This is a genomic window from Pseudomonas sp. GW101-3H06 (genome assembly GCF_059424605.1).
On sequence record NZ_JBWKZO010000001.1, the window covers coordinates 2,730,520 to 2,754,517 of the forward strand.

Genomic DNA, 23,998 nt, shown 5'->3' on the forward strand with positions numbered 1-23,998 from the left:
AAAGCTGTGAAACGCGACGGCCCTAGGCCGTCGCTTCGACCATTTGCTTTTTCGGTTGTTGCCAGGACTCGCTGGCGGTCTGATCCATCGCTTCCTGAATCGCCCGTTTGCGGCTGGCTTCGGCACGGCGGCTGAAGTACCAGACCATGAAGGTCACCATCGATACCGCCAGCAGAATCAAACTGGCCACGGCATTGATTTCCGGCTTCACCCCCAGGCGCACCGCCGAGAACACTTCCATCGGCAGGGTGGTGGAACCCGGACCCGACACGAAGCTCGCCAGTACCAGGTCATCCAGCGACAGGGCAAACGACATCATGCCGCCGGCCGCCAGTGACGGCGCGATCATCGGGATGGTGATCAGGAAAAACACTTTGAACGGCTTGGCCCCGAGGTCCATGGCCGCTTCTTCGATGGACAGGTCCAGCTCGCGAAGGCGGGCGGAGACTACCACCGCCACGTAAGCGGCACAAAACGTGGTGTGGGCGATCCAGATCGTCACGATGCCGCGTTCCATCGGCCAGCCGATCAGTTGCGCCATGGCCACAAACAGCAGCAACAGCGACAGACCGGTGATCACCTCCGGCATCACCAGTGGCGCGGTCACCAGGCCACCGAACAGCGTGCGGCCCTTGAAGCGCGTGACGCGAGTCAGCACGAACGCGGCCAGTGTGCCCAGCGCCACGGCTGCAATCGCGGTATAACAGGCGATTTCCAGCGAGCGCACCACCGAACCCATCAGTTGCGAGTTGTCGAGCAGGCCGGCGTACCACTTGAACGACCAGCCACCCCACACCGTCACCAGCTTCGAAGCGTTGAACGAGTAGATCACCAGAATCAGCATCGGCAAGTAGATAAATGACAGGCCGAACACCAGCATCAATTTTGAGAACCCGAAACGTTTCATCCCCGTGCCTCCATCTCTTTGGCCTGGCTGCGGTTGAACAGCAGAATCGGCACAATCAGGATCAACAGCATCACCACCGCCAGCGCGGACGCCACCGGCCAGTCGCGGTTATTGAAGAACTCTTGCCACAGCACGCGACCGATCATCAGGGTCTCCGGGCCGCCCAGCAGTTCCGGAATCACGAACTCGCCGACCACTGGAATGAACACCAGCATGCAACCGGCGATGATGCCGTTCTTGGCCAGCGGCACGGTAATTTTCCAGAAGCTGTTGAAGGTACTCGAACCCAGGTCAGACGCCGCTTCCAGCAGGCTCTGATCGTGCTTCACCAGGTTGGCGTAGAGCGGCAGGATCATGAACGGCAGATACGCGTACACCACGCCGATATACACGGCGATGTTGGTGTTGAGGATCTCGATCGGGTGATCGGTCAGCCCGGTCCACATCAGAAAGCCGTTGAGCAGACCGTTGTTGCTGAGAATGCCCATCCACGCATAAACGCGGATCAGGATCGCCGTCCAGGTCGGCATCATGATCAGCAACATCAAGACGTTTTGCGCTTCCTTGCTCGCCTTGGTAATGGCATAGGCCATCGGAAAACCGATCACCAGGCACATCAGCGTACTGAACAGCGCGACCTTCAACGAACCGAGGTAAGCCGAGAGGTACAGCTCATCTTCGCCCAGCAGCGTGTAGTTGCCGATGTTGAGCAGCAGATTGAATTTCTGCTCGGCGTAGGTGTAGATCTCCGAGTAGGGTGGAATGGCCAGGGCTGCTTCCGAGAAACTGATCTTCATCACCAGGAAAAACGGCAGCATGAAGAACAGGCACAGCCACAGGAACGGAATGCCGATGACGAGCTTGCGACCGCTGGGCACCAGGCGCAGGAATTGCTGATTGAAGGTTCTCATGCGCGCAGTACCACGCCGCTGTCGTCTTCCCACCACACGTAGACCTGATCATCCCAGGTCGGACGCGCCCCACGGCGTTCGGCGTTGGCCATGAACGACTGCACGACCTTGCCGCCAGGCAGTTCGACGTAGAACACCGAGTGGCCGCCGAGGTAGGCGATGTCATGCACTTTGCCGCTGGACCAGTTGTAGCGGGTGTCTGGCTTGACGGTGCTGACCAGCAGTTTTTCCGGGCGGATGGCGTAGGTGATCGACTTGTCCTGCACCGAGGTGCTGACGCCGTGGCCGACGTAGATTTTCTGTTCCAGATCCGGGCTGTGAATGATCGCGTGGCCTTCCAGATCCTCGACAACAGTGCCGTCGAAGGCATTCACGTTACCGATGAACTCGCAGACCATGCGGCTGACCGGTGCCTCGTAGATGTCGACCGGGCTGCCGATCTGGGCGATCCAGCCCAGGTGCATGATCGCGATGCGCTGGGCCATGGTCATGGCCTCTTCCTGATCGTGGGTCACCATCACGCAGGTCACGCCGACGCGTTCGATGATTTCCACCAATTCCAGTTGCATCTGCGAGCGCAGCTTTTTATCCAGCGCACCCATGGGTTCGTCGAGCAACAGCAGTTTCGGCCGCTTGGCCAGGGAGCGGGCCAGGGCTACACGCTGGCGCTGGCCGCCGGACAACTGATGGGGTTTGCGCTTGGCGTACTGGGTCATGTGCACCAGACGCAGCATTTCTTGTACGCGGGCCTCGATTTCGGCTGCGGGCAAACGGTCCTGTTTGAGGCCGAAGGCGATGTTCTGCGCCACGGTCATGTGCGGGAACAGGGCATAGGACTGGAACATCATGTTGATCGGCCGCTCGTAGGGCGGCATGTCAGTGATGTCGACACCGTCGAGCAAAATTCGGCCTTCGGTCGGGCGCTCGAAGCCGGCGAGCATGCGCAGCAGCGTCGATTTGCCGGAACCGGAACCACCGAGCAGGGCAAAGATTTCGCCTTGATGGATTTCCAGGGACACATCGTCCACCGCGGTGGTTTCGTCGAATTTCTTGGTGACGCGATCGACCTTCACCAACACCTTTTTCGGTGCCTGGTGACCTTCAAGGGCCTTCCTGTAGATGCTGGAGGCGTTTGCCATGTGAAACTCCCAACAGGTTTCAGTCGTCGGGCCAACGCGGCCTGACTTAATAGTTGATTGCAAACCCGAGTCTTACGGTGCCAGTGAGTCCAGCGGCGATCCCACAGGGGGATTGCGTTTGACTCCCTTACCCATACCTCTCGGGTTTATCCGGTGCCGCCTTCCTGGCTGCGGTACTTGTTGTTATTGCAGTGTGTTGTTATCGCGAGCGACGGACGCGCAAAGGCACGCCCGCCTGTCCCGCGGGGGCAGAAAATTGTTTTTCGGGTTTTACGTCAGCGCGAGTGACGCAGCGCCGCCCGTTGCCGGCACGCTTGGCCGAACGCCTGGAAAATGCTCAAGTAGGGCGGGTTGTCCAGCACCTGCCATTCCGGGTGCCATTGCACGCCAAGGGCAAAGGCCTTGCTGTGCTCTACCGACACCGCCTCGATCAAGCCATCGGGCGCGGTGGCCTCGGCGCGCAGGCCGGGGGCGAGTCGGTCGATGCCCTGACTGTGAATCGAATTGACCTGGAACACCGGGGGCAGATCCAGGGCTTCGAACACACCACCCGGTTGCACGGTGACCGCATGGGCCGGTGCGTATTGCACCGCCAGGTCCGGATGGTTGGCTTCGCGGTGATCGAGCAAGCCGGGCAGTTCATGGACTTTCTGATGCAGGCTTCCACCGAACGCCACGTTCATCTCCTGAAAGCCGCGGCAGATGCCGAGCACCGGCACGCCGGCGGCAATGGCCGCGCGAATCAGGGGAAGGGTGGTGCGATCGCGCTGGGGATCGTGTTCCGTGCCGGGAGCGCTGTCGGGACCTTGATAGTGGAAGGGTTCCACGTTCGATGGCGAGCCGGTCAGCAACAGACCGTCGAGCTGCGGCAGCAGGTCATCGATTTCGGTCAGTTCAGCCAGGGAAGGAATGACGACAGGCAGCCCCAGCGCCGCAACGCTGACAGCACGCAAGTACTTGTCGCCGCTGACATGGTAGGGGTGCAGGCCAATCTGTTTGACGCACGCAGTAACGCCGATCAATGGCTTGAATGCCATTTTTATCACCTCGAAGTTTCACACTTGAACGAGCTTTTCAGGAGCTTAGCCTTGTTGATTTTAATTAACAACTCTCATGTAAAAAATTCTAAACGCCGAACGTCCGATCTTCGGGTTTTACGGGCGTTTAGCGGCTGATGTGGCACTCTCGTCCTCCTGAAGTGCCCGAAAATAAACGCTGAAAGGCTGAGTGTTCGCTATTGACTTCACTTTGTCTTTCGGATTGACTGGCTGCGTGAAAGGGCGGTGAACATAATAATTAACAGCTAATAGGTGCATCATGTCGGTCCCTCTGCGTACCGTTCAACTCAACGAAGCAAACGCATTCCTTAAGAAATATCCTGAGGTTTTGTACGTCGACCTTCTGATTGCGGATATGAACGGTGTGGTGCGCGGCAAGCGCATCGAACGCACCAGTCTCCATAAGGTTTACGAGAAAGGCATCAACCTGCCGGCGTCTCTGTTTGCGCTGGACATCAACGGCTCTACGGTGGAAAGCACCGGCCTGGGTCTGGACATCGGCGACTCCGACCGGATCTGCTACCCGATCCCCGGCACCCTGAGCATCGAGCCCTGGCAGAAGCGCCCGACCGCACAACTGCTGATGACCATGCACGAACTGGAAGGTGAGCCGTTCTTCGCCGACCCGCGCGAAGTGCTGGCCAATGTGGTGCGCAAATTCGACGACCTGGGCCTGACCATCTGCGCCGCGTTCGAACTGGAGTTCTATCTGATCGACCAGGACAACGTGAACGGTCGTCCGCAATCGCCACGTTCGCCGGTGTCGGGCAAGCGTCCGATGTCGACCCAGGTCTACCTGATCGACGACCTCGACGAATACGTCGACTGTCTGCAAGACATCCTCGAAGGCGCGAAAGAGCAGGGCATCCCGGCTGACGCCATTGTCAAGGAAAGCGCTCCGGCGCAGTTCGAAGTCAACCTGCACCACGTGGCCGACCCGATCAAGGCCTGCGACTACGCGGTGCTGCTCAAGCGTCTGGTGAAAAACATCGCCTACGACCACGAGATGGACACCACCTTCATGGCCAAGCCTTATCCGGGCCAGGCGGGCAACGGTCTGCACGTGCACATTTCGATTCTCGACAAGGAAGGCAACAACATCTTTGCCAGCGAGGATCCCGAGCAGAACGCCGCGCTGCGTCACGCGATCGGCGGTGTGCTCGAGACCCTGCCGGCGCAGATGGCATTCCTGTGCCCGAACGTCAACTCGTACCGCCGTTTCGGCGCACAGTTCTACGTGCCGAACTCGCCAAGCTGGGGCATCGACAACCGGACCGTGGCGGTACGTGTACCGACCGGTTCGCCAGACGCCGTGCGCATCGAGCACCGTGTCGCCGGTGCCGACGCTAACCCGTACCTGCTGATGGCATCGGTCCTGGCCGGTGTGCACCACGGCCTGACCAACCAGATCGAACCGGGCGCGCCGGTGGAGGGCAACAGCTACGAGCAGAACGAGCAGAGCCTGCCGAACAACCTGCGCGACGCACTGCGCGAGCTGGACGACAGCGAAGTCATGGCGCGTTACATCGACCCGATGTACATCGACGTGTTCGTGGCGTGCAAGGAAAGCGAACTGGCTGAGTTCGAAAATTCCATCTCGGATCTTGAGTACAACTGGTACTTGCACACCGTTTAGGACGAACAACACCGATCAACTGTGGGAGCGAGCCTGCTCGCGAAGAGGGCGGCACATTCAACATTGATGTTGCCTGACACTCCGCCTTCGCGAGCAGGCTCGCTCCCACAGTTCGGTGCCCGACACAAAAACCCTATGGGAATGCGACCACTTATTCCCCTGCGTCGAGTCACAACCATGACAATCACTCGCAGCGACTGGGAGCAACGCTTCCAGTCCCTCAACATCGAAAGCCGCGCCTTCATCGACGGCCAGTACTGCGCGGCGGCCAGCGGCGCCACGTTCGAATGCATCAGCCCGGTGGACGGCCGTTTCCTGGCGAACGTCGCCAGCACCGACGAAGCCGATGCGAACGCGGCGGTCGCCGTTGCACGCCGTACTTTCGAGTCCGGCGTCTGGGCCAACCTCGCCCCGGTCGAACGCAAGCGCATCCTGATCCGCTTCGCCGATCTGATCCTGGCTAACCGGGAAGAACTGGCGCTGCTGGAAACCCTGGACATGGGTAAACCCATCAGCGACTCGATGAACGTCGACGTCCCGGCAACCGCCAACGCGATCCGCTGGACCGCCGAAGCCATCGACAAGATTTACGACGAGGTCGCTGCCACGCCCCGTGATCAGCTGGGTCTGGTCACTCGTGAGCCGGCCGGTGTGGTCGCGGCCATCGTGCCGTGGAACTTCCCGCTGATCATGGCCAGCTGGAAATTCGCTCCGGCACTGGCGGCGGGCAACTCGTTCATTCTCAAGCCTTCGGAAAAATCGCCACTGACCGCGATCCGCATCGCGCAGCTGGCTTTGGATGCCGGTATTCCAAAGGGCGTGTTCAACGTGCTGCCAGGCTACGGGCATACCGTCGGCAAGGCCCTGGCGCTGCACATGGATGTCGATGTGCTGGCGTTCACCGGCTCGACGGCGATTGCCAAGCAACTGATGATCTACGCCGGACAAAGCAACATGAAACGCGTCTGGCTCGAAGCGGGTGGCAAGAGCCCGCACGTGGTGTTCGCCGATGCGCCGGACTTGCGCGTGGCGGCCCAGGCAGCGGCCAGCGGCATCGCCTTCAACCAGGGTGAGGTCTGCACTGCCGGTTCGCGCCTGCTGGTGGAGCGTTCGATCCGCGAGCAGTTCATCCCGCTGCTGGTGCAAGCCCTGCAAGCGTGGAAACCGGGGCACGCGCTCGATCCTGCAACCACCGTTGGCGCGGTCGTCGATCAGCGTCAACTGGACAACGTGCTGCGTTACATCGACATCGGTCGGGAGCAGGGCGCCGAGCTGATTGCCGGTGGCCAACGCACCCTGGAAGACACCGGTGGCCTGTACGTCGAACCGGCGATTTTCGACGGTGTGACCAACGCCATGACCATTGCCCGTGAAGAAATCTTCGGCCCGGTACTGTCGCTGATCACCTTCGACACGGCTGAAGAAGCCTTGGCGATCGCCAACGACAGTATCTTCGGTCTGGCGGCAGGCGTGTGGACCAGCAACCTGAGCAAGGCCCACACCTTCGCCCGTGGCTTGCGCGCCGGCAGCGTCTGGGTCAACCAGTACGACGGCGGCGACATGACCGCGCCGTTCGGCGGGTTCAAGCAGTCAGGCAATGGTCGGGACAAATCGCTGCATGCGTTCGACAAGTACACCGAACTCAAAGCGACCTGGATCAAGCTCTGAATAACAATAAAAGCGGCGGCCGCCGGTTGTGCCGACGGCCATCGGAGAATCCTATGAAACATGTAAACAGCTACTACGCCGCCACCCGCAACTTCACCGGTGACTTTCCGGTACTCGAGGAGCTGGTGGAATGCGACGTCTGTGTGATCGGCGCCGGCTACACCGGCCTGTCCTCGGCGTTGTTCCTCGCCGAGGCGGGCTACAGCGTCACCGTGCTGGAAGCGGCCAAGGTCGGCTTCGGCGCCAGCGGTCGCAACGGCGGGCAACTGGTCAACTCCTACAGCCGCGACGTCGATGTCATCGAAGAGCGCTATGGCGACAAGACCGCTGAGGTGCTCGGCAGCATGATTTTCGAAGGCGCCGACATCATCCGTCAGCGCATACAGCACTATGACATCCAGTGCGACTACCGTCCGGGCGGCATCTTTGCCGCGCTGAACAAGAAACAGTTCAAGGGCCTGGCCGAGCAGAAGAAAAGCTGGGAGCGCTACGGCAACAAGAACCTGACCCTGCTCAGCGAGTCGGATATCAAGCGCGAAGTGGGTTGCGACAACTATGTCGGCGGTCTGCTGGACATGCAGGGCGGGCACATTCACCCGCTGAACCTGGCCCTCGGCGAAGCCTCGGCCATCATCGGCCTGGGTGGCAAGATCTTCGAACAATCGGCGGCGGTGGAAATCACCTACGGCGAACCGATCACCGTGCGCACCGCCAAAGGCGTGGTACGGGCCAAGTACCTGCTGATCGCCGGTAACGCCTACCTGCCGCAGGGCCTGGACAATCGGGTGACCAGCAAGAGCATGCCTTGCGGATCGCAGATCGTCGTCACCGAGCCGCTGACGGAAAAGCAGGCCAAAAGCCTGATTACCAACAATTACTGCGTCGAAGACTGCAACTACCTGCTTGATTACTTCCGCCTGACCGCCGACAACCGCTTGCTCTACGGTGGCGGCGTGGTCTACGGCGCCCGCGAGCCGGACGATATCGAGCAGTTGATCCGCCCGAAAATCCTCAAGACCTTCCCGCAACTGAAGGACGTGAAGATCGACTACCGCTGGACCGGCAACTTCCTGCTGACCATGTCGCGCATGCCGCAATTCGGCCGTATCGAGAAAAACGCCTACTACATGCAGGGCTACAGCGGCCACGGCGTCACCTGTTCGCACCTGGCCGGCAAACTGATCTCGGAAATGATCCGCGGTGACGCCGAGCGCTTCGACGCCTTCGCGTCGCTGCCGCACATGCCAATGATCGGCGGGCGCACGTTCTCCGCGCCGCTCACCGCCATGGGCGCCGTGTACTACTCGCTGCGCGACCGTTTCGGTATCTAAGCTATCACCGCGATCCCCTGTGGGAGCGAGCCTGCTCGCGAAGGCCATATCAGCCAACCTTGATGTCGCCTGATACACCGCTTTCGCGAGCAGGCTCGCTCCCACAGTTTGTGTAACATCAGGACCGACGGCCTTTTTATTCAGCCGTTTATCGAACCTGCTGAGCAACACCAACAAACGTGATTTAATAGCCGCCTTTCACGTTTCCGGGACCGGAAAACGGCGTGATCCGCGCCGGTTCTCCACCCCCATTACCCTTAAGTACCAAGCACATAAGGCTGTCATGGATACGGGCTCACGACTCAAATTAGTACGCGAAAGCTACAAACTGTCCCAGCGTGAGCTGGCCCGCCGTAGCGGCGTCACCAATGCCACCATCTCGCTGATCGAACAGAATCGCGTCAGCCCCTCGGTCAGTTCCCTGAAAAAACTGCTCGAAGGCATCCCCATGTCCCTGGCGGACTTCTTCACCTTCGACCAGCCCCCGCGCGAACACCAATACGTCTTCCGCGCCAATGAACAACCCGACCTGGGCCGCCACGGCCTGCGCCTGCTGTTGATCGGCGCCTCCGTCCCGAGCCGGCAGATGCGCCTGCTGCGCGAGCAGTATGCGCCGGGCGCAAGCTCCGGGGAGGAGCCGATCGTGCACGCCGAAGGCGAGGAGTGTGGGCTGGTGACTCGGGGCACGGTTGAGTTGACCGTGGATGGGCAGATCAGTGTGCTCAATGCCGGGGACGGCTATTACTTTCCGACGACCTTGCCGCATCGGTTTCGCAATATCGGGCAGGATGAGGCGGAGATTATCAGCGCTAACACGCCGGCGAACTTTTAATAGCGCCGACGGCCAGGCCACTGGCCGATTCACGCATGCAAACGCTGACCGTGATTCACATAAAATCCGATACCCATTCAGGTATCGGATTTTTTTTGCCACCCTTTAATTCGAACTCATCTACAGTGCCGCATTCGGCGTGCGGCCAAGCGTGCGCTCATACTCAATCTGCGCTGTCTGTTCGGAAAACTCTCCGGCCCACCGCGAGACCACGACGGTAGCCACACTATTACCGATGGTGTTGCAGATCGCGTTGGCCATGGACATAAACCGGTAAACCCCGAAAATCAGGGCAAGGCCTTCGACAGGCAGCACGCCGATGGCACTCACGGTTGCGGCGAAAACGACAAAGCTGCCGCCATTGACGGTCGCGGCGCCCTTGGAGGTCAGTAGCATGACCGCCAGTATTCCCAACTGCTGGTCCCAACTCAATGGCACCCCATAAGCGTTGGCGATAAACAGAACGCAAAGCGACATGTAGATCGAGGTGCCATCGAGATTAAACGCATAGCCCGTGGGAAGTACCAGGCCCACGCTTTGCTTGGAACAGCCAAACTTCTCGAGTTTTTGCAGCAGGCGCGGCAGTACGCTTTCCGAGGAGGCAGTTCCCAGAACGATGAAGATTTCATCCTTGATGTACTTCAAAAATCGCCACAGGCTGAATCCGGACAGGCGACATATTGCACCCAGGATGACCAGGATGAAGAAGGTGACAACTACATAGAACATCAGCACCAGATTGGCCAGTGACAGCAGTACTGCGCTGCCGTTACTGCCGACGGCGTAAGCCACGGAGCCAAAGGCTCCCAACGGAGCAAGTTTCATGATCAAGTTGATGAACTCAAAGAAGCATTCGGATACCCGCGTCAAACCATCCTCAATGACATTCCTGCGCTCCGGTTTCAATGCCAGCAGGGCAAAACCGAACACCACCGAGATGACCAGCACCTGAAGCATTTGCCCGCCGGTGAACGCACCCACGAAGTTGTCCGGAAAAATCCCGTAGAGGAATTCCATGGTCGATGCCGGAGCATGGACCTTGGCCAGGGCCGTATTGGCGGCTGCCGTTGCAGCACTGTTGGGGTGGGCACCCTGCATGTTGGCGCCAATATCCAGCAAGTTCCCCCAAACCAGGCCGATGACTAATGCAAGGGTGGAAACCACTTCGAAATATATGATCGCCCGCACGCCGACTTTGCCGACGCGTTTGATATCTCCAGCGCTGGCAATGCCTTGTACCACGGTAAAAAATACCAAAGGGGCAACAGCCGTTTTTATGAGTTTGAGAAAGAGATCGCCAAAGATCTTGAATTGGATCGCCAATTGCGGTGCAAGAAATCCCAGCGCTATGCCAAGTCCCATGGCAACAACAACCTGAAAGGTCAGGTTTTTATAAATCGGCTTTCTTTTTTTTATGGGCATATGGGTGAACTCGTTGTTGTTATTGTTGAATTGACAATGCGCCGATGTCTCTGATCTGGACGGTAAGGGCCGAGGCAGAGAGGTGGCAAGTCCATTACAGAAGTGAAACACGCAGCGGGCAATCGAGAATTTCTCTATGCCTCGTTGAGGAAAAATCAAGCTGAGGGCGGCGCTGTTAACAAATAAGTGAATGCCATGAAGTGGGCCCATTGATCTTTTATCAAACGAGTCGCGACTAAATATCACTTGAGTCGTTTTGGGCCTTATTTAAGGATGGCGGTAACTTGAGCAGAACAGTTAGTGTCGGTTGAGGAAGTTATGGAAAATAATAAAGAGAACATTACTTTTGAGTTGGCGAAGCTGGCAGTCGGTATCCAGTTGCAAGACATTCCCGAGCAGGTGCTGAGCCTTGCTCGTCTGGCTGTGCTGGATTGGCTGGGGGTAACCGTGGCCGGTTCCGACGATGTCATTACGCGTACGCTGACAGACTTCATGGTTTACGAAGGCGGCCATCCTCGCTGCACACTCATTGGTCAAATGGATCGTCTGAGCGCCTCGGCCGCCGCAGGGATCAACGGCACGGCGTCCCACGCCCTTGACTACGATGATGTCAATTTTTCCATCCCGGGCCATGCCACTGCGCCCGTGCTCGCGGCAGCACTGGCGATGGGTGAACACATCCAGGCCAGTGGCGCACAGTTGCTGGAAGCGTTCATCGCCGGTTATGAAACCGCCTGCCGGGTCGGGCAATTGCTCGCTCCCAGTCATTATTCAAGTGGCTTTCATGCGACGGCGACCATGGGGTGTTTCGGTGCCGCCGTGGCGGTCTCCCGCTTATTGGGTCTCGATGCGCAAACCACTGCCCGAGCCTTGGGAATTGCCTCTACGCGTGCCGCCGGGTTGAAATCGGCCTTCGGATCTTCCTGCAAGGCATTGCAGGTGGGGCAGGCTGCACGCAGTGGTCTGGAGGCGGCGATACTGGCCCAGAAAGGCGTGGATGTAACCGAAGACATGATCGGGCACCGTCTCGGGTTCGCCCGGACCCACTCGACGCAGATGATTAAGGATGCCGCACTCAGATCACCCCGTTACGTAGCCGATTTTGCCGTGCACACCACGGAGGCGGCGCCGGCTTATGACTACCACCTGCAAACCAACCTCTTCAAATATCACAACTCCTGCTACGAAACGCATTCAGCCATTGAAAGCGTTCTGTACCTGATGCGCACTGAAGATTTGGACGCCCGCGATATCCTGGGGATCAATATTCGCGTCAACCCCCATTGTGATGACATCTGCAATATTGTCCTGCCCACCACGGCGCTTCAGTCCAAATTCAGTCTCAAACACACGGTAGCCCTGGCCTTGCTCGGTAAAGACACGGCTGACCCCAGAACTTTCAATGATCAAAACGTGGCGGACGCACAGGTGCTGGCGTTGCAAGAACTGTCGAACGTGATACTGGATGCAACATTGCGTGTTCCGGAAACCGTGGTGACCGCCAAGTTACGCGATGGGCGCGAGTTGGAGCGGCGACATGATTCGAGTTGTCCGGAAATTGACCTCGATTCGCAGCAAATCCGCTTGGTGCAAAAGTTTCGGGCGCTGTGCGAAGGGCGGCTCCCGCTATCGACGATTGAGAGGTTATTGAGCACGGTTGCCGAGCTGGAATGCGTGGCTGACGTTGGCGAATTGATGCGTCTGACGGCCAAGGGTTCACATTAGAAGATGTCCAACCGTGAAAAACCTTTGTCGATGAGGAGGGCGCTGTAGTCGTCAAGGAGGAACTAACCTCAGCTACAGCGTCTAAATTTCACAGGAATATTCCCGCCATGAAGGAACGACTCATGTCCAGATCCAGCTCGTTGATTGCAGCTGTTACATGCCTTGCGTTGGTTTGCGGCTCCGTAACCGCTTTGGCTGATCCCGGCAATGGAAAGGGCCAGGGAAACGTCAAGGGCAACCCGCACAATGCCCAGGACCATGGAAACAAAGGCAATAAGTCCGGGGGCGGTGACTGGGGGAATGGTCCCAGCATCAACCACGCAAGCGTGCTCGGGATTGTCGGCGATTATCGCGGCTACTGGAGCCCCGGTCCTGCGTTGCCTCCGGGCATTCAAAAGAACCTCGCCCGAGGCAAACCGCTGCCGCCGGGAATTGCGAAAAAGCTCGATGGCCGGTTGATCGGCAGACTGCCCCATTACGACGGGTACGAATGGCAGCAAGTAGGCACGGATTTGATTCTGGTCGCACTGGCGACCGGGCTTATCTATGAAGTGCTCAATGGCGCCTTTGATTGACGTTTGAGCGGTGAATATGCGATTCGCCTCACATTTGCGAATCGCTTGCAGCCACTGGCACCTCCGTCCGTCGCGAGGCCTTGAACTGTCCGGGTTTCAACGCGTCATACGACACGCGATATCAACCCTATGGAAGCAATCATGCTTTTAAACAAAAAGAGTCTCGCCGCTGTCCTGTCCTGCGCCATGATGCTCGCAGCCGCCCCGTTATTACCTGCTGACCTTTCCATCATCAGTTCCGCACACGCCAAAGAAGGTGGTGGTGGTGGTGGTGGTGGTGGTGGTGGTGGTGGTGGTGGTGGTGGTGGTGGTGGTGGTGGTGGCGGCGGTCACGGCGGTGGCAATGGCGGTGGCCACGGTGGCGGAAACGGTGGTGGTCATGGCGCAGGCGTTGGCGGTGGCCGCAGCGGCTCGGATCATGCCGGCAAGTCCACCAGCAATGGTCACGGCAAAGGACTGGCCAGCGATCATGCGGGCAAGGCCACGCGTAACCATGGCACCAGCGGCAATCACTATGGCAGTGAGCGCAACGATGATAATGGGCATGGCACCACGACTTCCGGCATCGCTCATTCCAAAGATACCCGTGGCATCAGCAAAGCCCGGGCCATTTCGACCTCGACGCCGGGTGACCACAATGCGAAAGGGTTGAGCAAGGCTGGCTCGAATAAATCCCATTAAGCAAGCGCAGGCAATTGAAAAAAACCGCAGTGATGCGGTTTTTTTATGCCCGAAATGAAGACGGTGCGAAGGGGTAAACTGGCGACGTCTTTTTTATCACCAGGGAATGGAAATGACACTGACAGCCGAAACACTGGTCCGCATCGCGATGACCAATCCAATAAATGCTCAAATCACCTCGCGATTACCTTCGCTGGGCCTGAATCAATGCTTGCTCACCGCGGGCTGCCTGTTCCAGGCAGTCTGGAATCATCAGTCGCAGCGACCCACGGACTGGGGCATCAAGGATTACGACGTCTTCTACTTCGATACGGACCTGTCCTGGGAAGCCGAGAATGAGGTGATTCACTCGGCCCGGCGTCTGTTCCAGGACCTTGACGTCAACATTGAAATCAAGAATCAGGCCCGCGTACACCTTTGGTACGGCCAGCGTTTTGGCAAACCCTATCCGCAGCTTCAGTCCGCCAAAGACGGGATTGATCGTTACCTGGTGGCGGGTACCTGTATCGGATTGGACGTTGAAACGGGCGAGGTCTATGCACCGAACGGCCTGGCTGACACGGAACAGGGGATTCTGCGTATCAACCCGAAAAATCCACAGGCGGACTTGTTTGAGCAGAAGGCGAAGAGTTATCAGGCTCGTTGGCCCTGGCTCAGGGTGTTTCCTCAATGATCAAATGTCTGAATGGGGGCTTTTTGAAGCCTTTGGGGGATATCAAGGCATAGTTGTGCGTTCTGATAGAAAACCCGCAATAGAGGCGGGTTTTCTGTACTTGAAATCTGATCACTATTGCTTGGGCACCTCAAACCCCCGCATCTCAATCACCCCAAACACATCCCGCACATCCTGAAGCAATATCCGGGCGATGTTGGTAACGGTATTGATGTCGTTTTCGGCGTAGTCGGGGAGGCTGGTGCAGGCCATGAGGTTGAGGTACTGGAGGACGGCGTTGAGGCGTTCGCTGACGCAGTTGTGCAGTTCGCGGATGGGGGCCTGGTTGTCGATGAGGAGGACGGGGTAGTCGGTGGCGATTTGTTTCATGGGGATGAAGCGGCGGGGCGGCTGATTCGATGTCATAAGGTTCGATTCTTTATTGGAGGGAAAGAACTGCCACCGTTCTGCTGCGAATCAAAATGGGTGGCAACTGTGCGCGGGTTCGCAGACCAAGAAAAGAATCAAACTCGGCAGACCGGAAGGTCTCCCACGCACAGCCGCCATAAAGTGGAATGCAGGCGTGTAGGCCTGGCTGTCTATGACGGTGCAGGATGATTCTATTCTGTAAGGCTGCGAAACCCTATCGCTAACTGCGGTCGGCGAGGACCCACAATAAGCGGCTACTTGGGTGCCTTCAACCCGACCGAGCCGCTGTGTAGGACCATGCGCGGTCTTTGTGGCGAGGGGATTTATCCCCGTTCGGTGGCGCAGCCGCCGTAAAACCGGGCCTCGGATTTGTCTTAGGAAGTGGGCTAGCAGGGTTTGGGGCCGCTTCGCGACCCAACGGGGATGAATCCCCTCGCCACAACAGGACATGTCCTACGAGTTTTGCAGACCTCCAGATGGAACGTTCGTCGGATGTCAGGTTGCTATCAGTGCAATGGCCTCCCGATCTCATCACGGGTGCTACGCTTGGTCGTTGCAGCGCCCGAGCCCGTTCCCGGCTCACGTTGCAAGAGTACCCACGGAAAGTACGACATCTATTCCTGTCGGCAACCTGCACGGAGGCAGGCGATGGTGATCAATCGGATGGTCGATTCGAGTGCGGCTGAGGTTCCCGAGCCCCTCGATCGTGAAGAGAGGGAGCGGGTGCTGGCATCGTTGCTGGCCAGCCCCTTGTTTGCCAAGTCCAGGCGGATGGGCAGTCTGTTGCGGTTTCTGGTCGAGCACGATCTGCAATCTTCGAAAACACCTCTGACCGAGCACGCCATCGGCATCGCGGTGTTTCGTCGCGATCCGGCGGTGTATTGCACCGGTGACGATCCGGTGGTGCGGGTGCAGGTCGGAAGGTTGCGGCGCAAGCTCGCCGCGCATTACACCACCAGTGGCCAGCAAGACCCGGTGCGCTTGAGCATTCCGCCTGGCTGTTATCGTCTGGTGTATCAGCGGCTGCGGCCCAAGGGGATTGGCGCTCGCCACCCTGTGCTGCAGATCCAGCCGTTTACCTGCATCACCCGCGATGGCGATGACTTCACCCGGGGATTGTGCGAGGAGTTGAGCTGTCGGTTGTTCGAGTCGTTCGAGCAAGCGCAGACCGGGAGCAATCATGTGTTGATGCGGGTGGCGCGCAGCAGCGTGCAGGCAACGGACCCCAAGCACAGCGGGCGTTACAGCTATTGTCTGGAAGGCAGCGTGCGGGTGGAACCGGCCCGGGTGCGGGCGTCGTTGCGCTTGGTGGATGTGGCACAGGGCAGGATTCGCTGGTCGGCGCAATTTGATCGCAATCAGCCGTATGGCATTGCGACTCAGGAGGATCTGGCGGAGTCGATATGTCACTCGCTGACTGGATACTTCGCAGGCGACGGGATGGACGATAACTGAAGGAAGGGGCAACCCTGTGGTTGCCCCGGTGCTTGAGTCAGATCGTTTTCCACACTCCGCCTTCGTAAAGGCGATCTGCGGTGTTACCGAAGGTCAGGTCGATTTCGATCGCCTTGGAGCGTGAGGAACTGAACATGGTGCTCGTCTGCACGTTTTGTTCGAACCATACAAGGATGGTTTCGACCGGGGTCAGCACGGTATTGCCGGTGACCACCTGATTGACCGCCACATAGATTGGCGTGCTGACCTGGTTGCCATCGATGCCGGTGGACAACTGGTTGACCCCAGGATGAATCGGCGCGTAGTCGTTCACGAACGTAAACGAGGTGTCAGGACCACCCGTCACCGCCGGGCTTAAGAGGCCCGTGTCGGCCAGTGTCGAGGTTTGGCCCAAACCGATGTTGACGATGTTGGTCGAGACTTTGACTTGCACGTTCTCCTTGAACACATTGGAAGCGAACAGCTGATACTGCGGCGTCCAGCTGAACTCGTTGTTGCTCAGGTAGGCGTCATAGGATTGCCAAACCACGTTGTAATCTTCGTCACCCACTTTTTTGGCAAAGCACAGCTTGTAGCCGGACTTTTTCAGCAACGTCAGGTCGCCGGGGGCGATTTCGATGGTGACGGTTTTTTGCGAAGCCGCCAGGGCTGACCTCAGTACCCGGCCGTAGTCTGACGCCTTCAGTTGCGTAGCACCCATGATCGACTTGACGGCTTCTTGCACATCATTGTGGAGCTGCTGGCTCTGTTGGCTGACAGCAATTGATTTGCTCATGGTTTCCCTCTTCCTTGGTGGTGTGTCGGGCAATCAACGGGCGGCGGGCAATCAACCCTGTCGATCCATTGAGGGCTTCACTCTAGGTGTATGGGGCTGGGTGGCTAAGTGTCTTGGCGTTACAGGCGGGTAACGATGTTGTATCAACGCTGGGCTTTGCAGGGCGAACAGCGGGACGGTTGTTCCACCGCCCCGCTGTGGTCATCAGGCGGCCGTACTTTTGGCCGATGCGTCGGCCCAGACGAAGTTCCAGCTGGTGCGCTTGCCCTTGGCGACCTCGATCAGCTTGTTCTCATAGGTTGTGTGATTGACCACTCCGGTATAGGTCAGGGTCCGGACCGTATTGTTCCCGGTCACCTCTGCTGGCTGACCGCCCGATTCGATCATGGCTTTTTTCATGTCGGCTTCCGACGGGGCACTGCTCTGGTTTTTTTCCACTTTGACGAAACTCATGATTTCACCTCTTCCGTGATGAAGGATCGGCGCAGGGGAGGGCCAACAGCCCCGTAACCCCCGAAAACCCACCGAGGCTCCTACTCTATTGATCGAGGTGGCTGTGCAGAAGTGACAACCGCGACGCTGAGGTAACCATCGGGAAACAGCACAATGCCGTGACGTATCCGAGACGTATCAAGTGCGGTTCAACTTATGAACTCTTGTACATGTTTGCCAATCCGCTGCTGAAAATAGCGGATTCATCTTGTAAGCGAAGTCAGCAATTGGTTGGCAAGAGCTGCGACTTCGTCTTCCAACATGAGTATGGCCCCTCCACGAAATCGGAAAATTCCTATATCACGAACAAGTGCAATGAGCGAATCTGGACGTGCAACGTTCATGAACGGAAACGCAGCGAGTCCGAGGCGTTTTTGACTGCGATTGAAGATTTGTGTGACGCAAAAACAGCGCTGAATGAAGTGCTCGGCATGTCCGGTCAGTGGCTCTAATACTTGTCTGTAAATTATCTTTTGAGTCATGTCTGATTGATCCTACATTGTCTGTAGGTTTTGTCTGTGTGGTGCGTCGGACGGCTCCGGTCTGTAATTTTGGGGGTGGCACTACCGCCTAAGATCGTTCATCGTTGGTTACCAAAAATGACTGGCACGTCTATTTAAAAGATGCTGTTTATTGAAATGGTTCGAGACATCGAAAGGAATCTTTGGTTCGACTGGTCAGGAATATTAATTTGATTTTCTGCTGGTATTTTTAACGATAACCGCTGTTTTCGAGTTTGCATGGAGGATGTATGGCTTCAAATAGTTTTCAGAATGAAGTGCCCAAGGCTCGGGTTAACATAAAGCTCGATTTGCACACCGGCGGAGCGCAGAAAAAAGTTGAGTTACCGCTGAAGTTGATGGTCATGGGTGACTACAGTAATGGCAGGGAGCAGCGTCCGTTATCCGCACGAACCAAGGTCGGCATCGATAAAAACAACTTCGATAGCGTACTGGCCGAGTTCTCTCCCGCGTTGAAGCTGTCGGTGGCCAATACCCTGGTCGATGATGTCAGCGATACGTCGGTCGAACTGGATTTCCAGAGTATGAAGGATTTCGAACCCGAGCAGGTTGCCCGGCAAATCCCCCAGCTTCGTGCGCTGTTGGCCATGCGAAATCTGTTGCGCGACCTCAAGTCAAACCTGTTGGATGACGCCACTTTCCGCCATGAACTGGAGCGTATCCTCAAGGACGATGCACTGAGCAACGAGTTGCGAGCCGAGTTAGCCGCACTGGCACCGTAATAAGTTCGTTAATTTATATCGAGTTAACAAAAAAAGGAATTTCCATCATGTCGGTAGAAAGTTCTAACGTGCATTCGCGCGGCGCTACAGTGTTGCCTGAAGAGGGCCAAGGTGTGTATGGCGCATTGTTTGGGAAGATCAATTTAACTCCGGTCGAAACACTGGGCGGCATTGAAATCTTTCAGAATGCCGAGGCACTGTCGGAGGCCACTGCTGACGAGCGTGTGACGGCAGCTGTCAGTGTCTTTTTGAATCTGCTGGAAAAATCTTCCCGCAAAGTCGAACGTCTGGATAAAACCCTGCTGGATGAACATATCGCGTCGCTGGATGCGCAGATCAGCCGCCAGCTCGACGCCGTCATGCATCACCCTGATTTCCAGCGCGTGGAGTCAACCTGGCGCGGTGTGAAGTCGCTGATTGATCAAACCGATTTCCGCCAGAACGTACGTATCGAACTGTTGGATATCAGTAAAGATCACTTGGTACAGGATTTCGAAGACGCGCCCGAAATCGCCCAAAGCGGCCTGTACGTGCACACCTATACCCAGGAGTACGACACGCCGGGCGGCGAGCCGATTGCTGCTGCCATTTCCAACTTCGAATTCGACCGCAGCCCCCAGGACATAGCCCTGCTACGCAATATTTCCAAAGTGTCGGCGGCAGCGCACATGCCGTTCATTGGTTCCGTCGGCCCGGCCTTCTTCGGCAAGCAGTCCATGGAAGAAGTGGCTTCCATCAAGGACATCGGCAACTACTTCGACCGGGCGGAATACATCAAGTGGAAGGCGTTCCGCGACAGTGACGATGCCCGCTACATTGGCTTGCTCATGCCGCGGGTGCTGGGTCGCTTGCCATACGGGCCGGACACGATTCCAGTGCGCAGTTTCAACTACATCGAAAACGTCAAAGGGCCGGACCACGACAAATACCTATGGACCAATGCCTCGTTTGCCTTCGCCGCCAACATGGTGAAAAGCTTCATTGCCAACGGCTGGTGCGTGCAGATTCGCGGCCCGCAATCGGGGGGCGCGGTTACCGACCTGCCAATTCATTTGTACGATTTGGGTACGGGCAACCAGGTCAAGATTCCGTCGGAAGTGATGATTCCGGAGACCCGCGAATTCGAGTTCGCCAACCTCGGCTTCATCCCGCTCTCGTACTACAAGAATCGTGACTATGCATGTTTCTTCTCCGCCAACTCGGCGCAGAAACCGGCGCTCTATGACACCGCCGATGCCACGGCCAACAGCCGCATCAACTCACGCTTGCCCTACATCTTCCTGCTGTCGCGCATTGCTCATTACCTGAAGCTGATCCAGCGCGAAAACATCGGTACGACCAAGGATCGTCGTTTGCTGGAACTGGAGCTGAACAAGTGGATTGGCGGCCTGGTGACCGAAATGACCGATCCGGGCGACGACTTGCAGGCTTCGCACCCGCTGCGTGATGCCAAGGTCACCGTCGAAGACATCGAGGACAACCCGGGTTTCTTCCGCGTCAAGTTGTATGCCGTGCCGCATTTCCAGGTGGAGGGCATGGACGTCAATTTGTCGCTGGTTTCGCAGATGCCCAAGGCCAAAGCCTGAGCGCTTCTAGCGTAATCCGCCTCAAACCCAAGTCAATTCGTAGGGAAACGACCTCATGAAGATCGACCGCCCCTTGTGGGCCGCGGGGGCTCTGTTGTCGCCGCAGCAATTCCAGCAGCAGGCGCGCTGGGAAGCCTGGACCAACGAGTCTCTGGCTCGTTTGTGCCTGGCGCACCCTTGGGGCGTCAAGGCCGTGACGTTTGATCCGGATGCCTTGCGACTGGGCAAGCTCAAGGCGAGCCGCCTGTGCCTGCGCATGCCCGATGGCACCCTGGTCGACAGCGATCGCACGGATTCTTTGCCGGGCGGTCTGGATCTGGCTCGCTTGCTGCCCGACAACCTGCAGAATGCAACGCTGCTTCTGGCCTTGCCGCTGGAACAGGGCAATGGCAACAACTGCCTGTTCGATGAAGCCAAGGCTGACCGGCCGACTCGCTATCGCCAGGTTTGGCGTGAGGTGCAGGACCTCTTCAGTGATGAGGCGCAATCTATCGGCGTGCTGGAGCACGTGCTGAGCCTGCGCTTTGCTCATGACGACAATGGCGACTACCTGACCTGTCCGATCGCGCGCCTGGTGCGCGACGGGCAGGGCGCGTGGAGTGTCGATCCCGGCTACGTGCCGCCGCTGCTCAGCTTCGCGGCGCATCCCGGGCTGTTGACGCAACTGGATAACCTGCTGACCCAGCTGTCCGCCAAGCGTCAGCGGTTGATGGGCATGCGCCGCGAAAGCAACCAGCGCATGGCGGACTTCGCCGTGGCGGACGTGTCGTTGTTCTGGCTGCTCAATGCCTTGAATACCTACCAGCCTGTTCTGGCTGATCTCAAGGCCTGGCCAGCGCGGCACCCCGAGCAGGTCTATCTGGAGCTGACCCGGTTGGCCGGTAGCCTGTTGACCTTTTCCCTCGAACACGACATCGAGCAGATTCCACCTTACCGGCACGATCAACTGGAGAGCGTGTTTCCTCCGTTGTTGAGCCTGATTTCGACCTTGCTGGAGGCCAGCCTGCCGTCGCGGGTCATTGCCCTCGCGCTGAAGGAGGCAGGCGCCAACCGCTGGCAGGTACGCCTGGACGATGCGCGTCTGCGCGAACCTGACAGCGCCGATTTTTATCTGTCTGTGCGTTGCGGCTTGCCGGCAGTGCAGTTGCAGAGTCAATTCCCGCGCCTGTGCAAGATCGGTGCGCCGGATGATGTCGACCGCCTGGTCAACGCCGCACTCGACGGTGTGCCCCTGCAATCACTCAGCCATGTACCGGCAGCCATCCCGCTGCGTCTGGAAAACCAGTATTTCGCCCTTGATCTGAACCACGCAAAGGGGCAGGCCATGCTGGCCGCGGGGACCTGTGCCTTCTACGTTCCCGGCACCCTGACCGACGTCAAACTTGAACTGTTCGCGGTATTACGCACATGAGACCGATTCCATCCAGACAGCGTATTCCCGGCTGAAAGCCACCGGGTTACTCCAGGCACTGCAGGGGCGGGTGGCCGAGGCCAATCTGTATCGCTTCTGCCAGTTGCTGGAACAGTCGATGCCCGATCACCCGCCGCTGGGCAGTACCACACATCCGGCGGATGACCCGGTGCGCTTTCGTCCCGACCCCGGCATGGGCTTTCCCGCCGGCGAACTGCGGGCGATCGAGACCGACGACAGCCAGCCGCAACGCCCGGCCACCGTGCGCACACGTCTGCTTGGCTTGTATGGCGTGGATTCGCCATTGCCGACCGTTTTTCTCGACGACATCACCCAGCGCCGCGAAGGGCACGAGGCGTTGGAGGCGTTCCTCGACATGTTCAATCACCGCATCTTTACCCAGTTCTATCGTGTGTGGCGCAAGTATTCCTACCCGGCGTCTTTCGAGGCGGGCGGTAGTGATGCAACGTCGCAATGCCTGCTGGGCCTGATCGGGTTGGGAATTGCAGGTACCGCCGAGCGGATCGCCACGCCGGTTTCGAGGTTCCTGGCGTTGCTCGGTGTGATGCGCTTGCCCACCCGTAACGCCGAGGGGATCAGCGCACTGGTGACGCTACTCGCGCCCCACACTCGCGTGAAGGTGACTGCGCATTGGCCACGGAAAATTGCCTTGGCGCAACCGGCCGGGCTGTCCACGCACCCTCCGGTGAGGTTGTCCCAAGGCACGCCCCTTGGCCCTGCCGGCTACGACGCCAACAGCCAATTGCGTCTGGGGCTGTTCACCGAGGATCGGCAAGAAGCTCGAAGCTGGTTGCCGGGTGGCCGGCTGTATGACGATCTGCTGGTGTTGCTACAGGTGTATCTGGGCTGGCGCTGCACCGCGCGGCTGCAATTGTCGCTACCACTGCACAGCCTGCCGCCAGCGGTTCTGGGCGCTGCCCCCGTGTTGCTGGGGATGACGGGTGTACTGGGGCTCGATGGCAATACGTGTGAAGAGACGGAGCACGACACCATCGCGATCAATCTGGGCTGTTATCAAGGCCTGAAAAGCAATCCCGACGAAAAGGAGCTGCAACATGTCGCCTACCATTTCCCATTCACTGATGGTCACCGCGCTCGTCGTGCTGTTGACGGGCTGCGGGCTGACCCAAACGGCGACAGACGCCACGGCGTCCACCGCGAGTTCGATTTTCTACAAGCAGGTGAAAACCCTGCACCTGGATTTCAGCTCCAGAACGGCAGTGAATAACACGGCGGTCGATATGAACGATTTGTCGGTCCCGACCCTGGTGCGGGTATACCAGCTACGCGATGGCAAGACGGTTGAGAAAGCCACCTACGACGCCTTGGTCAGCGATGACGACAACCTGTTGCGCAGTGATCTGCTGGATACGCGCGCGGTAGTGGTCAAGCCGGGCGAGGGGACGCAACTGAGCGTGCCGATGGACAAGGATGCGCGGTTCGTTTCGGTAATCGCCCTGTTTCGTCAGCCTGACACTCAGACGAACACATGGCGCTTGACAATGAACCGCGATGAATTGGACCCGGACCAGGCCCGGGTCATCGAGTTGGGAGATAACCGCCTCACGTTGCGCCCATTGGCCAAGGAGTAACGGATGACGGATTTAAACCCTTCACTCTACGAAATGATTCTGCGGAACTTCGACGGCGACCTGGACCTGCATCAAGTCAGTGAGGCGGATCAACACATCCTGTCGGTGCTGGATAACGTGCAACGCATCCTCAATAGTCGCGCCGGAGCACTCGCGCACTTGCCGGATTATGGACTTGCGGACATGGGCGTGATCCTGCAAGGGCTGCCCGCGTCGGCGCATGGAATGATGACGACCATGGCGCACACGCTGCTCAAGTACGAACCACGGCTGGCGACCCTCAACATCGAATTGCTGCCGCAGGTTCAGTCCGGCCATTTGGAATATGCCTTGCAGGCGCAGCTCAAAAGCGGCCAGCGGGTGAGTTTCGGCACGACCGTGGCAGCCGAGGGTAAGGTTCTGGTGCGTCACCTGAAACGACAGAATTGGTTATCGAGATCGAACCTGTAACGGAAGG

The 23,998-nt window shown here is 58.2% G+C and carries 24 protein-coding genes; 15 read left to right on the top strand and 9 right to left on the bottom strand.

Annotated elements, in window-relative coordinates:
- Positions 1-22: 22 nt before the first annotated feature.
- The 4 genes from AC07ZE_RS12570 to AC07ZE_RS12585 all read right to left on the bottom strand — a co-directional run bounded on the left by AC07ZE_RS12570 (position 23) and on the right by AC07ZE_RS12585 (position 3,994).
- Positions 23-907, bottom strand: coding sequence for an ABC transporter permease subunit (locus AC07ZE_RS12570; RefSeq protein WP_137806463.1), 885 nt, complete (start codon positions 905-907; stop codon positions 23-25).
- Positions 904-1,785, bottom strand: coding sequence for an ABC transporter permease subunit (locus AC07ZE_RS12575; protein WP_207267806.1), 882 nt, complete (start codon positions 1,783-1,785; stop codon positions 904-906). The genes AC07ZE_RS12570 and AC07ZE_RS12575 overlap by 4 nt, the downstream gene beginning before the upstream one ends.
- Before the next feature lie 29 nt (positions 1,786-1,814).
- A complete protein-coding gene (potA, locus tag AC07ZE_RS12580; RefSeq protein ID WP_207265010.1) occupies positions 1,815-2,957 on the bottom strand; it encodes a polyamine ABC transporter ATP-binding protein in 1,143 nt (380 codons plus the stop codon).
- A 275-nt stretch (positions 2,958-3,232) separates the two neighbouring features.
- Positions 3,233-3,994: a gamma-glutamyl-gamma-aminobutyrate hydrolase family protein gene (locus AC07ZE_RS12585; protein ID WP_207265012.1), complete on the bottom strand. Its 762-nt coding sequence runs from the start codon at positions 3,992-3,994 to the stop codon at positions 3,233-3,235.
- Positions 3,995-4,274: 280 nt separating this feature from the next.
- Here AC07ZE_RS12585 and AC07ZE_RS12590 point away from each other — a divergent pair, with 280 nt between their 5' ends.
- The 4 genes from AC07ZE_RS12590 to AC07ZE_RS12605 all read left to right on the top strand — a co-directional run bounded on the left by AC07ZE_RS12590 (position 4,275) and on the right by AC07ZE_RS12605 (position 9,482).
- Entirely contained in the window at positions 4,275-5,651 is a 1,377-nt protein-coding gene (locus AC07ZE_RS12590) for a glutamine synthetase family protein (RefSeq protein WP_207265014.1), read from the top strand.
- A gap of 177 nt (positions 5,652-5,828) precedes the next feature.
- Positions 5,829-7,319, top strand: a complete 1,491-nt coding sequence (locus AC07ZE_RS12595) for an aldehyde dehydrogenase (protein WP_207265016.1) — start codon at positions 5,829-5,831, stop codon at positions 7,317-7,319.
- 53 nt (positions 7,320-7,372) lie between these two features.
- Positions 7,373-8,650, top strand: a complete 1,278-nt coding sequence (locus AC07ZE_RS12600; protein WP_207265018.1) for an NAD(P)/FAD-dependent oxidoreductase — start codon at positions 7,373-7,375, stop codon at positions 8,648-8,650.
- Between the two features lie 283 nt (positions 8,651-8,933).
- Positions 8,934-9,482 carry a cupin domain-containing protein gene (locus AC07ZE_RS12605; RefSeq protein ID WP_008068184.1) on the top strand — a complete coding sequence of 183 codons (549 nt, stop codon included), beginning with the start codon at positions 8,934-8,936 and terminating at the stop codon, positions 9,480-9,482.
- Between the two features lie 120 nt (positions 9,483-9,602).
- Here the strand turns inward: AC07ZE_RS12605 and AC07ZE_RS12610 are convergent, their stop codons facing one another.
- Positions 9,603-10,904: a cation:dicarboxylate symporter family transporter gene (locus tag AC07ZE_RS12610; RefSeq protein WP_207265020.1), complete on the bottom strand. Its 1,302-nt coding sequence runs from the start codon at positions 10,902-10,904 to the stop codon at positions 9,603-9,605.
- 300 nt (positions 10,905-11,204) lie between these two features.
- Between AC07ZE_RS12610 and AC07ZE_RS12615 the strand changes: the two genes are divergently transcribed.
- From AC07ZE_RS12615 to AC07ZE_RS12630, 4 genes are all read left to right on the top strand, one after another.
- Positions 11,205-12,629 (top strand): MmgE/PrpD family protein, encoded by a 1,425-nt coding sequence (locus AC07ZE_RS12615; protein WP_310650368.1) that lies wholly within the window; start codon positions 11,205-11,207, stop codon positions 12,627-12,629.
- A 122-nt stretch (positions 12,630-12,751) separates the two neighbouring features.
- Entirely contained in the window at positions 12,752-13,204 is a 453-nt protein-coding gene (locus AC07ZE_RS12620) for an anti-virulence regulator CigR family protein (RefSeq protein ID WP_207265028.1), read from the top strand.
- A gap of 141 nt (positions 13,205-13,345) precedes the next feature.
- Positions 13,346-13,885, top strand: coding sequence for a hypothetical protein (locus tag AC07ZE_RS12625; protein ID WP_207265030.1), 540 nt, complete (start codon positions 13,346-13,348; stop codon positions 13,883-13,885).
- 112 nt (positions 13,886-13,997) lie between these two features.
- Complete coding sequence (locus AC07ZE_RS12630; RefSeq protein WP_207265032.1) at positions 13,998-14,558, top strand: nucleotidyltransferase family protein; 561 nt, start codon at positions 13,998-14,000, stop codon at positions 14,556-14,558.
- Positions 14,559-14,672: 114 nt separating this feature from the next.
- On the opposite strand, the gene AC07ZE_RS12635 is transcribed toward AC07ZE_RS12630, so the two are convergent.
- Entirely contained in the window at positions 14,673-14,963 is a 291-nt protein-coding gene (locus AC07ZE_RS12635) for a fructose-bisphosphate aldolase (protein WP_207265034.1), read from the bottom strand.
- Between the two features lie 651 nt (positions 14,964-15,614).
- On the opposite strand from AC07ZE_RS12635, the gene AC07ZE_RS12640 reads away from it, so the two are divergent.
- Entirely contained in the window at positions 15,615-16,421 is an 807-nt protein-coding gene (locus tag AC07ZE_RS12640) for a hypothetical protein (RefSeq protein ID WP_207265036.1), read from the top strand.
- Positions 16,422-16,458: 37 nt separating this feature from the next.
- On the opposite strand, the gene AC07ZE_RS12645 is transcribed toward AC07ZE_RS12640, so the two are convergent.
- From AC07ZE_RS12645 to AC07ZE_RS12655, 3 genes are all read right to left on the bottom strand, one after another.
- Positions 16,459-17,196 (bottom strand): hypothetical protein, encoded by a 738-nt coding sequence (locus AC07ZE_RS12645; protein WP_207265039.1) that lies wholly within the window; start codon positions 17,194-17,196, stop codon positions 16,459-16,461.
- Between the two features lie 204 nt (positions 17,197-17,400).
- Positions 17,401-17,649, bottom strand: a complete 249-nt coding sequence (locus AC07ZE_RS12650) for a hypothetical protein (RefSeq protein WP_207265041.1) — start codon at positions 17,647-17,649, stop codon at positions 17,401-17,403.
- Between the two features lie 242 nt (positions 17,650-17,891).
- Complete coding sequence (locus AC07ZE_RS12655) at positions 17,892-18,170, bottom strand: hypothetical protein (protein WP_207265042.1); 279 nt, start codon at positions 18,168-18,170, stop codon at positions 17,892-17,894.
- A gap of 269 nt (positions 18,171-18,439) precedes the next feature.
- Here AC07ZE_RS12655 and tssB point away from each other — a divergent pair, with 269 nt between their 5' ends.
- Genes tssB through tssE form a run of 6 tightly spaced genes read left to right on the top strand, consistent with a single transcriptional unit; the run spans position 18,440 to position 23,991 of the window.
- On the top strand, positions 18,440-18,931 hold the full coding sequence (gene tssB / locus AC07ZE_RS12660) for a type VI secretion system contractile sheath small subunit (protein WP_207265051.1): 492 nt from the start codon (positions 18,440-18,442) through the stop codon (positions 18,929-18,931).
- A gap of 47 nt (positions 18,932-18,978) precedes the next feature.
- Complete coding sequence (gene tssC / locus AC07ZE_RS12665) at positions 18,979-20,517, top strand: type VI secretion system contractile sheath large subunit (RefSeq protein WP_207265060.1); 1,539 nt, start codon at positions 18,979-18,981, stop codon at positions 20,515-20,517.
- A 55-nt stretch (positions 20,518-20,572) separates the two neighbouring features.
- On the top strand, positions 20,573-21,928 hold the full coding sequence (gene tssK / locus AC07ZE_RS12670) for a type VI secretion system baseplate subunit TssK (protein ID WP_207265071.1): 1,356 nt from the start codon (positions 20,573-20,575) through the stop codon (positions 21,926-21,928).
- Positions 21,900-23,177: a type VI secretion system baseplate subunit TssG gene (gene tssG, locus AC07ZE_RS12675; protein ID WP_219739399.1), complete on the top strand. Its 1,278-nt coding sequence runs from the start codon at positions 21,900-21,902 to the stop codon at positions 23,175-23,177. Before tssK ends, tssG begins: the two co-directional genes overlap by 29 nt.
- Positions 23,071-23,541, top strand: a complete 471-nt coding sequence (gene tssJ / locus AC07ZE_RS12680) for a type VI secretion system lipoprotein TssJ (protein WP_259332021.1) — start codon at positions 23,071-23,073, stop codon at positions 23,539-23,541. Before tssG ends, tssJ begins: the two co-directional genes overlap by 107 nt.
- 3 nt (positions 23,542-23,544) lie before the next feature.
- Positions 23,545-23,991, top strand: a complete 447-nt coding sequence (gene tssE / locus AC07ZE_RS12685; protein ID WP_207265083.1) for a type VI secretion system baseplate subunit TssE — start codon at positions 23,545-23,547, stop codon at positions 23,989-23,991.
- Positions 23,992-23,998 lie beyond the last annotated feature (7 nt).

Coding starts and splice junctions, on each gene's coding strand:
- AC07ZE_RS12570 (WP_137806463.1), bottom strand. CDS start 907: ATGAAACGTTTCGGGTTCTCAAAATTGATGCTGGTGTTCGGCCTGTCA.
- potA (WP_207265010.1), bottom strand. CDS start 2,957: ATGGCAAACGCCTCCAGCATCTACAGGAAGGCCCTTGAAGGTCACCAG.
- AC07ZE_RS12585 (WP_207265012.1), bottom strand. CDS start 3,994: ATGGCATTCAAGCCATTGATCGGCGTTACTGCGTGCGTCAAACAGATT.
- AC07ZE_RS12590 (WP_207265014.1), top strand. CDS start 4,275: ATGTCGGTCCCTCTGCGTACCGTTCAACTCAACGAAGCAAACGCATTC.
- AC07ZE_RS12595 (WP_207265016.1), top strand. CDS start 5,829: ATGACAATCACTCGCAGCGACTGGGAGCAACGCTTCCAGTCCCTCAAC.
- AC07ZE_RS12600 (WP_207265018.1), top strand. CDS start 7,373: ATGAAACATGTAAACAGCTACTACGCCGCCACCCGCAACTTCACCGGT.
- AC07ZE_RS12605 (WP_008068184.1), top strand. CDS start 8,934: ATGGATACGGGCTCACGACTCAAATTAGTACGCGAAAGCTACAAACTG.
- AC07ZE_RS12610 (WP_207265020.1), bottom strand. CDS start 10,904: ATGCCCATAAAAAAAAGAAAGCCGATTTATAAAAACCTGACCTTTCAG.
- AC07ZE_RS12620 (WP_207265028.1), top strand. CDS start 12,752: ATGTCCAGATCCAGCTCGTTGATTGCAGCTGTTACATGCCTTGCGTTG.
- AC07ZE_RS12625 (WP_207265030.1), top strand. CDS start 13,346: ATGCTTTTAAACAAAAAGAGTCTCGCCGCTGTCCTGTCCTGCGCCATG.
- AC07ZE_RS12630 (WP_207265032.1), top strand. CDS start 13,998: ATGACACTGACAGCCGAAACACTGGTCCGCATCGCGATGACCAATCCA.
- AC07ZE_RS12635 (WP_207265034.1), bottom strand. CDS start 14,963: ATGACATCGAATCAGCCGCCCCGCCGCTTCATCCCCATGAAACAAATC.
- AC07ZE_RS12640 (WP_207265036.1), top strand. CDS start 15,615: ATGGTGATCAATCGGATGGTCGATTCGAGTGCGGCTGAGGTTCCCGAG.
- AC07ZE_RS12645 (WP_207265039.1), bottom strand. CDS start 17,196: ATGAGCAAATCAATTGCTGTCAGCCAACAGAGCCAGCAGCTCCACAAT.
- AC07ZE_RS12650 (WP_207265041.1), bottom strand. CDS start 17,649: ATGAGTTTCGTCAAAGTGGAAAAAAACCAGAGCAGTGCCCCGTCGGAA.
- AC07ZE_RS12655 (WP_207265042.1), bottom strand. CDS start 18,170: ATGACTCAAAAGATAATTTACAGACAAGTATTAGAGCCACTGACCGGA.
- tssB (WP_207265051.1), top strand. CDS start 18,440: ATGGCTTCAAATAGTTTTCAGAATGAAGTGCCCAAGGCTCGGGTTAAC.
- tssC (WP_207265060.1), top strand. CDS start 18,979: ATGTCGGTAGAAAGTTCTAACGTGCATTCGCGCGGCGCTACAGTGTTG.
- tssK (WP_207265071.1), top strand. CDS start 20,573: ATGAAGATCGACCGCCCCTTGTGGGCCGCGGGGGCTCTGTTGTCGCCG.
- tssE (WP_207265083.1), top strand. CDS start 23,545: ATGACGGATTTAAACCCTTCACTCTACGAAATGATTCTGCGGAACTTC.